This is a genomic window from Frigoribacterium sp. VKM Ac-2530, assembly GCF_015350835.1.
In the GTDB taxonomy this organism is placed as follows: Bacteria; Actinomycetota; Actinomycetes; order Actinomycetales; family Microbacteriaceae; genus Frigoribacterium.
Genome location: NZ_JADKSE010000002.1, coordinates 340,148 through 351,842, shown reverse-complemented (window position 1 = coordinate 351,842; position 11,695 = coordinate 340,148). Strand labels below are relative to the sequence as shown.

At 74.5% G+C, this 11,695-nt stretch carries 10 protein-coding genes; 9 read left to right on the top strand and 1 reads right to left on the bottom strand.

Translation table 11 applies throughout. The features are described from left to right. Positions 1-20 precede the first annotated feature (20 nt). The 4 genes from ITJ48_RS10540 to ITJ48_RS10525 are packed head-to-tail and all read left to right on the top strand — an operon-like array spanning position 21 to position 3,718. Positions 21-1,094, top strand: coding sequence for an iron ABC transporter permease (locus tag ITJ48_RS10540; RefSeq protein WP_194613643.1), 1,074 nt, complete (start codon positions 21-23; stop codon positions 1,092-1,094). Beyond that, positions 1,091-2,182, top strand: a complete 1,092-nt coding sequence (locus ITJ48_RS10535; RefSeq protein WP_194613642.1) for an iron chelate uptake ABC transporter family permease subunit — start codon at positions 1,091-1,093, stop codon at positions 2,180-2,182. Before ITJ48_RS10540 ends, ITJ48_RS10535 begins: the two co-directional genes overlap by 4 nt. Beyond that, the gene (locus ITJ48_RS10530) at positions 2,179-2,988 is read left to right on the top strand and encodes an ABC transporter ATP-binding protein (RefSeq protein ID WP_194613641.1); all 810 of its coding nucleotides are present in this window, start codon (positions 2,179-2,181) and stop codon (positions 2,986-2,988) included. The genes ITJ48_RS10535 and ITJ48_RS10530 overlap by 4 nt, the downstream gene beginning before the upstream one ends. Positions 2,989-3,037: 49 nt before the next feature. Continuing rightward, positions 3,038-3,718, top strand: a complete 681-nt coding sequence (locus tag ITJ48_RS10525; protein WP_194613640.1) for an SDR family oxidoreductase — start codon at positions 3,038-3,040, stop codon at positions 3,716-3,718. Positions 3,719-3,763: 45 nt separating this feature from the next. Here ITJ48_RS10525 and ITJ48_RS10520 read toward each other — a convergent pair whose 3' ends face one another. Further along, positions 3,764-4,255 (bottom strand): MarR family winged helix-turn-helix transcriptional regulator, encoded by a 492-nt coding sequence (locus tag ITJ48_RS10520; RefSeq protein ID WP_123548099.1) that lies wholly within the window; start codon positions 4,253-4,255, stop codon positions 3,764-3,766. A gap of 247 nt (positions 4,256-4,502) precedes the next feature. On the opposite strand from ITJ48_RS10520, the gene ITJ48_RS10515 reads away from it, so the two are divergent. The 5 genes from ITJ48_RS10515 to ITJ48_RS10495 are packed head-to-tail and all read left to right on the top strand — an operon-like array spanning position 4,503 to position 11,677. After that, positions 4,503-6,170: an ABC transporter substrate-binding protein gene (locus ITJ48_RS10515; protein WP_194613639.1), complete on the top strand. Its 1,668-nt coding sequence runs from the start codon at positions 4,503-4,505 to the stop codon at positions 6,168-6,170. Positions 6,171-6,173: 3 nt separating this feature from the next. Continuing rightward, positions 6,174-7,127, top strand: coding sequence for an ABC transporter permease (locus ITJ48_RS10510; protein ID WP_123548101.1), 954 nt, complete (start codon positions 6,174-6,176; stop codon positions 7,125-7,127). Then, complete coding sequence (locus tag ITJ48_RS10505) at positions 7,127-8,005, top strand: ABC transporter permease (protein WP_123548102.1); 879 nt, start codon at positions 7,127-7,129, stop codon at positions 8,003-8,005. The genes ITJ48_RS10510 and ITJ48_RS10505 overlap by 1 nt, the downstream gene beginning before the upstream one ends. Positions 8,006-8,010: 5 nt before the next feature. Beyond that, the gene (locus ITJ48_RS10500) at positions 8,011-9,975 is read left to right on the top strand and encodes a gamma-glutamyltransferase family protein (protein ID WP_370544882.1); all 1,965 of its coding nucleotides are present in this window, start codon (positions 8,011-8,013) and stop codon (positions 9,973-9,975) included. Then, positions 9,959-11,677, top strand: a complete 1,719-nt coding sequence (locus ITJ48_RS10495) for an ABC transporter ATP-binding protein (RefSeq protein WP_194613638.1) — start codon at positions 9,959-9,961, stop codon at positions 11,675-11,677. Before ITJ48_RS10500 ends, ITJ48_RS10495 begins: the two co-directional genes overlap by 17 nt. The last annotated feature ends 18 nt before the right edge of the window (positions 11,678-11,695 follow it).

Below are 11,695 nucleotides of genomic sequence, written 5' to 3'. Positions count from 1 at the left end.
GTTAGCCTAAGCTCATCTGCATGGCGACCACCACCCCGCCCGGAGCCGTCCGGGCCCCGCGGGCCGCCGCCCGGACCCGTCGGAGGGTCGCGGGCCTCGTCGTCGCGGTCGTCCTGCTCGCGGTCGCCCTCCTCCTCAGCCTCGCGGTCGGGGCCCGGCCCGTCGCGCTCGTCGACGTCGTCCAGGTCCTCCGCGGGCTGCTGCCCGGTGCCGCCGCTCCGACAGGCGTCGCGCCCGCCGACGTCGCCGCCGTGCTCGACCTCCGGCTGCCCCGGACCGCCGCCGCGCTCGTGGCCGGGGCCGGCCTCGGGGTCGCGGGCGCCGTCGTGCAGGCCGTCACCCGCAACCCCCTCGCCGACCCCGGGATCCTCGGCGTCACGGCGGGCAGCGCGTTCGCGGTGTCGATCGCCGTCGGCTTCGCCGGGGTCACGGCCGCGAGCGGCTGGATCTGGTTCTCGTTCGTCGGCGCGGCCCTCGCCGCGGTCACGGTCTCGCTGGTCGGGGGAGCCGGCAGGTCCGGCGGCGGCCCCGCGCGGCTGACCCTCTCGGGCATCGCCCTGGGGGCCGTCCTGAGCGGGATCACCTCCTCCATCGTCCTCGCCGACCCGCGCCGCTTCGACGCCGTCCGCGCCTGGGAGGTCGGCTCGCTGGCCGATCGCGGCTGGGGGCCGGTCGCGACCGTCGCCCCCTTCGTCGTGGTCGGCGTCGTCCTCGCGCTGCTGGTCTCGCGTCCGCTCGACGCGGTGGCCCTCGGCGACGACCACGCCTCGTCCGTGGGCGTCTCGGTGCCCCTCGTGCGCGTGGCCGCCCTCGTCGTCGTGACCCTCCTGGCAGGAGGCGCGACGGCCGTGGTCGGGCCGATCGCGTTCCTGGGGCTGATGGTCGCGCACGCCGCCCGCGGCGTCGTCGGCGCCAGCCAGCCGTGGACGATAGGGCTCAGCGCCCTGCTGGGGCCCGTGCTCCTGCTGCTCGCCGACGTGCTGGGACGGGTCGTCGCGCCTCCCGGCGAGCTCGCCGCCGGCCTCGTGACCGCGGCGATCGGCGCACCCGTGCTGATCGTCGTCGCCCGCCGCCTCACGGGCGGTCCGCGATGAGCGGCCTCGACCCCCGCAGCCCCGGTCTCGACCCCCGCGCGGATCGCGGCTCCGGAGCGCGTCGACCCGGCACCGGGACAGGTCGACCCGGCCTCGGTCGCCTCCGACCCCGCAGCCGTCGCGCCGTCGCCACCGCCTCCCTCGCGCTCGTCGCGGTCGTCGTCGCCGTGGTCGCGCTCGGCCTGGGCGACTACCCGCTCAGCCCGCCGGAGGTGCTCCGCGCCCTGCTCGGCGGCGACGGCTTCGCATCGACGATCGTGCTGCAGTGGCGGCTGCCCCGCGTGCTGGCCGCGCTCGTGTTCGGGGCCGCGCTGGGCACCTCCGGGGCGGTGTTCCAGTCGCTGACCCGCAACCCCCTCGGTTCGCCCGACGTGATCGGCTTCTCGACCGGGGCCTACACGGGCGCGATCGTCGTCATCGTCTCGGGTGCCGCCTCCGCGGTAGGCACGGCTCTCGGCGCGCTCGTCGGCGGCCTCGCGACGGCGCTCGTCGTGTACCTGCTCGCGTGGCGCAAGGGGGTGCACGGGCTGCGGCTGATCATCGTCGGCATCGCCGTCACGGCCCTGCTGCACTCCGTCAACAGCTGGCTGCTGCTGCGGGCCCAGGCCGAGGTGGCCCTGTCCGCGTCGTTCTGGGGCGCCGGGTCGCTCGCCCTCGTCAGCTGGTCCGAGCTGCTGCCGGCCGGCGTGCTGATCGCGGTGCTCGCCGTGCTGGTGGCGGGCCTCGCTCGGCCCCTCCGTCAGCTCGAGCTCGGCGACGACGCGGCCCGCGCCCACGGCCTCCGCGCCGAGGGCACGCGGCTGGCCCTCGTGGTGGTCGCCGTCGCGCTCACCGCGGTCGTCACCGCCAGCACCGGGCCGGTCATCTTCGTCGCGCTCGCCGCGCCCCAGCTCGCCCGTCGGGTGGTGCGCTCGGCCGGGGTCCCGCTGCTCGGCTCCGCCCTCGTCGGGGGCCTGCTGCTGCTCGTCGCCGACGTCGTCGCCCAGCACGTCACCGCCACGCCCGTGCCCGTCGGCCTCGTCACGCTCGTGATCGGCGGCGCCTACCTGATCAGCCTGCTCGTCGCAGAATCCCGGAGGACCCGGTGACCGACCCCGTCACGCCCGACCCGACCACGCCGCGGCTCGCCGCTCGCGCCGCGCACCTCGCGTACGACCGCCGCACCGTCTCGCCGTCGATCGACGCCGAGGTCCGCGACGGCTCGTTCACGGTGATCGTCGGGCCGAACGCCTGCGGCAAGTCGACGCTCCTGCGGGCGTTCTCGCGCCTCCTCGCCCCTCGCTCCGGAGCTGTCCTGCTCGACGGACGCGACCTCGCGACCGTGCCCGCGAAGGAGGCGGCGCGCACGGTCGGCCTGCTGCCCCAGTCGTCGACCGCCCCCGAGGGCATCACCGTGGGCGAGCTCGTGTCCCGGGGCCGGTACCCGCACCAGGGCATGTTCCGGCAGTGGTCGGACGCCGACCGCACCGCCGTCGCGACCGCGCTCGCCGAGACCGATCTCGTCGACCTGGCCGAGGTGCCGGTCGACGAGCTCTCGGGCGGGCAGCGGCAGCGCGTCTGGGTCGCGATGGCGCTCGCGCAGCAGACCTCGGTGCTGCTGCTCGACGAGCCCACCACCTACCTCGACATGGCCCACCAGTACGACCTGCTCGACCTCTTCGCGCGGCTGCACGAGCAGGGCACGACCGTCGTCGCCGTGCTGCACGACCTCGCGCAGGCCGCGCGCTACGCCACGGACCTCATCGTGATGAGCGACGGCGAGGTGGTCGCGACCGGCGCCCCGGCCGACGTGCTCACGGCCGAGCTCGTCGAGGACGTCTTCGACCTGCCGTGCCTCGTGGTGCCCGACCCCGTGACGGGGACGCCCCTCGTCGTGCCGCGCCGGCGGCGCTGAGGCGGGAGCGTCCGGGCACGTGCTCGGGCGCCGCGCGTACGCTCCGGGCATGACCGATCTGCAGGGAGCCGTCGTGCTCGTCGCCGGGGCGTCGGGCGGCCTCGGCTCCCGGATCGCCGCGCAGCTGTCCGACCAGGGGGCCGTCGTCGTGCGGGCCGGACGCGCCGGGGGAGCCCTGACCGGGCCCGACGCCTACGTCGCCGACCTCCGCGAGCCGGGCGGCGGCGCGTCGCTCGTCGCCGCGGCGCTCCAGGCCCACGGACGTCTCGACGGTGTCGTCGTCGCGGCGGGCGTCGTCGGGTTCGGACCTGCCGACGCCGTGAGCGACGAGGCTCTCGACGAGCTGGTCCAGACGAATCTGCTGGCACCCGTCCGCCTGCTGCGCGACGCGTCGGAGGCGCTCGCCGCGTCCGCCGCCGCGGGCCGCGAGCCCTTCGCCGTCACGATCAGCGGGGTCGTCGCCGAGTCGCCGACCGCGGGGATGGCCGCGTACTCCGCGGCCAAGGCGGGCCTCGCCGCGTGGGTGAGCGCCGCCTCCCGCGAGTTCAGGAGGCGCGGCGTCCGTCTCGTGGACGCGCGACCCGGGCACACGGAGACCGGACTCGCGACGCGGCCGATCACCGGCGAGGCGCCGAGCTTCCCGACCGGGCTCGACCCCGACGCCGTCGCGGCCCGCATCGTCCGGGCGATCGTCGACGGCGAGAAGGACCTGCCCAGCACCAGCTTCTGACCGGACGCGTCAGGGCTGGTCCCGTCAGGGCTGGTCCGCCGGGGATCAGGCGAAGCCGGTGCCGAGCTCGCGCAGCAGGTCGGCCAGCTGGTCGCGCTGCTGACGGGTCAGCGACCCGAGCGGCGAGTGCTCGGCCTCGAGCAGGTCGAGCATGGCCCGGTCGACGAGGTCGACGCCCTCCTCCGTGATGCGGATGAGCGCGGCTCGGCCGTCCCGCGGGTCGGCGCGGCGCTCGACGAGGCTGCGCTCGACGAGGCGGTCGAGCCGGTTCGTCATCGTGCCGCTCGTGACCATGGTGGCCGTGACGAGGTCCTTGGGGCTGAGCTCGAAGGGGTCGCCGGCCCGGCGGAGGGTCGACAGCACGTCGAACTCCCAGATCTCGAGGCCCGAGCGCCGGAACGCCTCGGCGCGCACCCGGTCGAGCCGTCGGGAGATGCGGCGCAGCCGCGAGAAGACGTCGAGCGCTGCGAAGTCGATGTCGGGCCGCACGCGCGCCCAGGCGTCGATGATCAGGTCGACCTCGTCGTTGGTGTTCACGCAGCAGTCCTCTCGGGCGGGGGGCACCCCCGATCATGCCCCTCGAAGGTGCGGGTCGCCTCGACGCCGCCCCGCACACGCCCCGGCGGCGTGCGCTGCCTGCCTCGTGAGCTCCCGCTCGACCCGCGCCGCCCACCCTCGTCCGGGGCACGTTTTACACGTCCGTAACAAGTTGTATACAAGAGCGCGCCATCGGGACTGATTGCATTCAATCCACTCCCTCCCGCACCCGAGCATCGGATCACACATGCCTCTGACCTCGCTCTCCCCGCGACCTGCCGCCCGGCGTCGCGCGCTCGCGCTGCCGGCCGCAGCCCTCGGCATCGTCCTCGTGGCGACCGGGTGCCAGCAGGTCCAGACCGCCGACACCGCCGCCACGAGCAGCCGGGAGGACATCTCGACCGCCCCGATCGGCGACGCGACGATCGTCGAGGGCGGGGACCTCGTCATGGCGCTCTCGGCCGAGCCCGACCGGCTCGACCCCACCACCTCCTCGTCCCTCTACACGCGCTACGTGATGGAGACGATGTGCCAGAAGCTGTACGACATCGACGCCGAGGGCGCCATCGTGCCGATGCTCGCCACCGAGCTGCCCGACGTCAGCGACGACGGCCTCACCGTCACGTTCCCCGTGCGCACGGACGCCGTCTTCGCCGACGGCACCCCGCTCGACGCGGAGGCGGTCGTCGGCACCCTGCAGCGCGGCCTCGACAAGGACGACTCGTCGCGCCGCAGCGAGCTCGGCCCGATCACCGGCATCTCGGCGGTCGACGACGAGACCGTCGAGGTCACCTACTCCGAGCCTTTCGCCCCGCTGACGGCGGCCCTCGCCGACCGTGCGGGCATGGTCATGTCGCCCACGGCGCTCGCCTCGGCCGGCGACGCGTTCGGCGACGCCCCCGTCTGCGTCGGCCCGTACAAGTTCGTCGAGCGCGTGCCGCAGACCTCGATCACCGTCGAGCGCGACCCGCTCTACTACGACGCCGAGTCGGCCCATTTCGACACGATCACGTACCGCATCATCACCGACGCGAGCATCCGTGCGGCCAACCTGCAGTCGGGCGACGTGCAGGTCGCCGACTCGATGTCGACGCAGGACGTCGGCACGTTGAAGGAGGACGACTCCCTCACCGTGCTCGAGGTCGGCTCCCTCGGCTACCAGGGCCTCACGGTCAACATCGGCAACCAGGACGGCATCGGCACCGACCCCGTGCAGCTCGACGGCCCGCTCGCGAGCAACGCCGCGGTGCGCCAGGCGCTGTCGATGTCGATCGACCGCGAGGCCCTCGTCAAGACGGTCTTCGGCGGTCTGTACGACCCCGCCTGCTCGCCGATCTCGCCGAGCAGCCCCTTCGCCACCGACGCGAGCGACGCCTGCCCCGACTACGACCCTGAGGCGGCGCTGCAGATGCTCGAGGACGAGGGCGTCGAGACGCCCCTCGCGATCGACATGCAGGTGAGCAACAACCCGGACACCGTGCGCTTCGCCCAGGCGCTGCAGGCCCAGGTCGCCGAGGGCGGCTTCGAGCTGACCATCACCCCCGTCGAGTACTCGACCCTGCTCGACGTGCAGACCGAGGGCGACTTCGAGGCGCTGCAGCTCGGCTGGTCGGGCCGCATCGACCCGAACGGCAACATGTTCAACTTCCTGTCGACCGGCGCCGGCAACAACTACAGCGGCTACAGCGACGACGAGGTGGACGAGCTGCTCAGCGACGCCGCCTCGACGACCGACGTCGACGAGCGGGCCGAGCTCTACGGCCAGGTCGTCGAGAAGGTGCAGGAGGACTCGCCGATCATCTACCTGTACCGCGTGCGCAGCCTCACCGCGCTGTCGAACGACATCGCCGGGGTGTCCACCTTCGCCGACGGCGTCGTGCGCCTCAGCACCGCCGCCTTCGTCGAGGCCGACTGAGCCATGGCGCGCTACCTCCTCACCCGCCTGTGGCAGTCGGCGGTGACGCTCGTGCTCGCCTCCGTCGTGGTCTTCGTCGGCGTCCGGCAGCTGCCGGGCGACCCTGCCCTCGCCCTGGCGGGCGAGGAGGCCAGCCCGCAGCAGGTCGCGGCCATCCGCGCCGACCTCGGGCTCGACGACCCGCTCGTCGTGCAGTACCTCCGCTTCGTCGGGGCCTTCCTCCGGGGCGACCTCGGCCAGTCCACCCGGACCGGCACCCCCGTCGCCGACCTGATCGGCGCGACCCTGCCGGTCACCCTGTGGCTCGCGCTGTACGCCATCGTCGTGGCCGTGCTCGTCGGCGTCGCCCTGGGCGTCGTCGCCGAGCGCTGGCGCGGCCGCTGGCCCGAGTGGATGGCCAACGCCGCCGCCCTCGTCGGCCTGAGCGTGCCGAACTTCTGGCTCGGCATCCTCGCCATCCTGTGGCTGGCCGTCGGGCTGGGGATCTTCCCCGCCTCCGGGTACGTCCCCGTCACCGAGGACCCGTGGCAGGCGCTCGTGCACCTGACCCTGCCGGCGCTCATCCTCGGCACCTCCCTCGCCGCCGTGATCATGCGGCAGACACGGGCCTCGATGATCGAGACGATGACGACGGACTACGTCCGCACGGCCCGCGCCAAGGGCCTCGGACGGGGCCGCGTGCTGCTCCGCTACGGGCTCCGCAACTCGATGATCGTCGTCGTCACGATCGTCGGCCTGCAGCTCGGCGGGCTGATCTCGGGCGCCGTCGTGACCGAGCGCATCTTCGCCCTGCCGGGCTTCGGCAAGCTCACCCTCGACGCGGTCTTCACGCGCGACTACCCGGTCGTGCAGGCCGTCGTGCTCGTCATCACGCTCGGCTACATCCTGATCAACCTCGTCGTCGACGTGCTCTACAGCGTCCTCAACCCGCGCATCCGAGTCGGAGGAGCCTCCTGATGACCGTCCTCGTGCCCACCTCCCACGAGCTCGGCTCCGACCGGGGCCGCGTCTGGGGCCAGCTGCGCCGCAACAAGCTCGGAGTGACCGGCGGCGTGATGCTGCTCGTCGTGCTCGTCGCGGGGATCGCCGCCCCGCTGATCGCGCCGTACGGCCCGGCCGAGGTGCACTTCGACGCCCCGTTCCAGCTGCCCGGCACGATCGGGTACCTGCTCGGCACCGACGACCTCGGCCGCGACATCCTCTCGCGCACGGTCTACGGCATCCGCGTCTCGCTCGTCGTCGGCGTGCTCAGCGTCGTGCTGGCCGTCGTCGTCGGGACCCCGCTCGGGCTCATCGCCGGATACTGGCGCTGGCTCGACGCGATCGTGTCGCGCCTGACCGACGTGATGCTCGCGTTCCCGTTCCTCATCATCGCCGTGGCGCTCGCCGCCATCAGCGGGCCGAGCCTCGGCAACGCGGTGGTCGCCCTCGGCATCGCGCAGATCCCCACGATGATCCGCGTGGTGCGCGGCGAGACGATGCGCATCCGCTCGACCGACTTCGTGCTGAGCGCCCGCACCATGGACGCGACCGGGCTGCGGGTGATCTTCGCCCACGTCCTGCCGAACTGCGTCTCGGCGATCATCGTCCAGGCGACGGTCATCATGCCGGTCGCGGTGATCGGGGAGGCGCTGCTGTCGTTCCTGGGACTCGGCATCCAGCCGCCGACGGCCAGTCTGGGCATCATGCTCTCCGACGCGCAGCAGTACCTCTCGAACGCCCCGTTCGCCGCCGTCGTCCCGGGCCTCGCCATCGCCGTCATCTGCCTCGGCTTCAACCTCGTCGGCGACGCGCTCCGCGACGCCCTCGACCCGACCTCCCGCGAACGGACCTGATCCTCGTGACCTACACCGCACCTCCCGCGTTCACCACCCGGCCCGACCTGCGCGGCACCTTCGGCATGACCGCCTCGACGCACTGGCTCGCGACGGCCTCGGCCCAGTCGGTGCTCGAGCGCGGCGGCAACGCCTTCGACGCGGCGGTCGCCGGCGCGTTCGTGCTGCACGTCGTCGAGCCGCACCTGAACGGGCCGGGCGGCGACATGACGGCGGTGTTCGCGACGGCCGACGAGCCGGGCCGGCCCGTCGTCCTGATGGGGCAGGGGCCGGCGCCCGCGGGCGCGACGGTCGAGCACTACCGCGCCGAGGGCCTCGACCTCGTCCCGGGATCGGGCGCCCTCGCCGCGGCCGTGCCCGGCGCGGTCGACGCGTGGCTGCTCCTGCTCCGCGACCACGGCACGTGGGAGCTCGCCGACGTGCTCGCCTACGCGATCGGCTACGCCCGCGACGGGCACCCGATCACCGCGCGGGTGACCGAGACGATCGGCGCGGTCGCCGAGCTGTTCGCCGAGCACTGGCCCACGTCGGCCGATCGCTGGCTGGTCGACGGCGCCCCGCCGGCCCCCGGCGCGATGGTCGTGAACGAGGCGTACGCCCGGGTGCTCGACGGGCTGGTGGCCGCAGGAGGCGCGCTGCCGGCCGCCGACGCCGGTCCCGCGCCGCGGACGCCCGGCACCGACGGGCCCGGCGGGCCCGGCTCCTCGCGCGCCGAGGCGGCCCGCCGTGCCCGCGTCGACGCCGCGCGCACCGAGTGGGCCGAGGGCCTCGTCGCGACCTCGATCGACGCCTTCGTGCGCACGCCGCACCGGCACTCGACGGGAGGCGACCACGCCGGCGTGGTCCGCGCCTCCGACCTCGCGGCCTTCCGCGCCTCGACCGAGGAGGCGACGACCGTCGAGTTCCGCGGCCACGTCGTCGCGAAGACCGGCGCCTGGGGGCAGGGCCCGGCCCTGCTGCAGGTGCTGGCGATGCTCGACCCGCTGCCCGACGAGCTGCTCGACCCCTCGACCGTCGAGGGCGCGCACACGATCGTCGAGGCGCTCAAGCTCGCGATGGCCGACCGCGAGGCCTGGTACGGCGACCGCGACGTGCCGCTCGACCGCCTGTTGTCGGCGGAGTACGCCGCCGAGCGCCGCACCCTCATCGGGTCGACCGCGTCGCACGAGCTGCGTCCGGGCGACGCCGGGGGCGCAGGAGGCGCGGGCCGCCTCCCGACGCTCCGCACCGACGACGAGGTGGCCGGCCCCGGCGCCGGCGTGGGGGAGCCCACCGTCGGTTCGTTCTCCGCCGCCGCCCCCGGCGCCGTCCCGATCGCCGTGCCCGCCGACGACGCCCGTCAGCCGGGTGCCGAGCCCGACGTCGCGCCGACCGGCGAGACCCGCGGCGACACCTGCCACATCGACGTGGTCGACCGCTGGGGCAACGTCGTCTCGGCGACGCCCTCGGGCGGCTGGCTGCAGTCGTCGCCGACGGTCCCCGAGCTCGGCTTCTGCCTCGGCAGCCGCCTCCAGATGAGCTGGCTCGAGGAGGGCACCGCCTCGACGCTCGAGCCCGGTCGTCGCCCCCGCACCACCCTGACGCCGACGCTCGTGCTGCGCGACGGCCAGCCGCTGGTCGCCCTCGGCTCGCCCGGCGGGGACCAGCAGGACCAGTGGCAGCTCCTCTGGCTGCTTCGCACGATCGTCGGCGGCTGGACCCCGCAGCAGGCGATCGACGCCCCGGCCCTGCACACGACGTCGTTCCCCGGCTCGTTCTGGCCGCGCACCTGGACGCCGGGCGGCGTCGTCGTCGAGGACCGCCTCGGCGACGAGCTGATCGCCGGCCTCGAGGCCCGAGGCCACGTCGTCACCCGCTCGGGAGACTGGTCGCTCGGCCGGCTGTCGAGCGTCACCCGAGACCCCGAGACCGGCGTGCTGGGCGCCGCCGCCAACCCCCGAGGAGCACAGGCCTATGCCGCAGGACGCTGAGACGACGAGCACGACCACGCCGACGAGCGTGAGCACCAGCACCAGCACCAGCACCAGCACCCGCACCAGCACGGCCGACGCCCCCCTGCTCGCCGTCCGCGGCCTGCGGGTCGCGTTCGGCGACCGCGACGTCGTGCACGGGGTCGACCTCGACGTGGCGCGCGGCGAACGTGTCGCGATCGTCGGCCAGTCCGGCTCGGGCAAGTCGACGGTCGTCGCGGCCGTGCTGCAGCTGCTGCCCGGTGCCGGGCACGTCACGGGCGGCACGGTCCACCTCGGCGGCGACGAGCTGACCGGGGCAGGCGAGGCTCGGATGCGCTCGGTGCGGGGCGCCCGGATCGGCCTCGTGCCGCAGGACCCGTCGACGAACCTCAACCCCTCGATGACCGTCGGGGCGCAGATCGCCGACGCCCTGCGTGCGGGCGGTGCCCGAGGCCGGGCCGCCGTCGGCCGACGCGTCGTCGAGCTGATGACCGAGGCCGGCATCCCCGAGGCCGACCGGCGGGCGGGCCAGTACCCGCACGAGTTCTCCGGCGGCATGCGCCAGCGCGTGCTGATCGCCGTGGCCCTCGCCCGCGACCCCGAGCTGCTCATCGCCGACGAGCCGACGAGCGCGCTCGACGTGACGGTGCAGCGGCAGATCCTCGACCACCTGCAGACGCTGGTCGACGCGCACGGCACGTCGCTGCTCTTCATCACCCACGACCTCGGCGTCGCGGCCGACCGGACCGACCGAATCGTCGTCATGCTCGACGGGCGCGTCGTCGAGCAGGGCACGCCGCGGCAGATCCTGCTCGACCCGCAGCACGAGTACACGAAGCGCCTGGTCGCCGCGGCGCCGACGGTGGCCGCCGCCGCGGCGCTGCGGGCCGAGGAGCCCGTCGGCGACGGGCAGCAGGGGGCCGAGGAGGCGCGGGCCGACCCGATCCTGGTCGTGACGGACCTCGTCAAGGAATACCGCCTCCGGGGCCGCCGGGGCGAGACCGTGCGGGCCGTCGACGGCATCTCGTTCGAGGTGCCGCGCGGCACGACCACCGCGGTCGTCGGCGAGTCGGGCTCGGGCAAGACGACGCTGTCGCGGATCGTGCTGGGGATCGAGCCGGCCACGTCGGGCTCCGCCCTCATCGACGGCGAGGGCATCACGGCCAGTCGCGGCGCCGCGCGCCGGGCCCTGCGCCGTCGCGTGCAGCCCGTCTTCCAGGACCCGTACGGCTCGCTCGACCCCACCTACAGCGTCGAGCGGCTGGTCGACGAGCCCCTGCGCATCTTCGGGGTCGGCGACCGTGCCGGCCGCCGCGCGCGCGTGGCCGAGCTGCTCGACCAGGTGGCCCTGCCGCGGTCGGTCGCGCAGAGCCGGCCGAACGAGCTGTCGGGCGGCCAGCGACAGCGCGTCGCGATCGCCCGGGCCCTCGCGCTCGAGCCCGAGCTGCTGATCTGCGACGAGGCGGTCTCGGCCCTCGACGTGCTCGTGCAGGAGCAGATCCTCGAGCTGCTCGCCGAGCTGCAGGGCCGTCTCGGGCTCAGCTACCTGTTCATCACGCACGACCTCGCCGTGGTGCGCCAGATCGCCCATAGTGTGGTGGTGATGCGACGCGGTCGCATCGTCGAGCGGGGCAGCGTCGACGACGTGTTCCTCGCCCCGACGGACGAGTACACCCACCACCTCCTAGGAGCGATCCCCGGTGCCAGCCTCGCTGTCTGAGCGACCCCGACGGGCGGG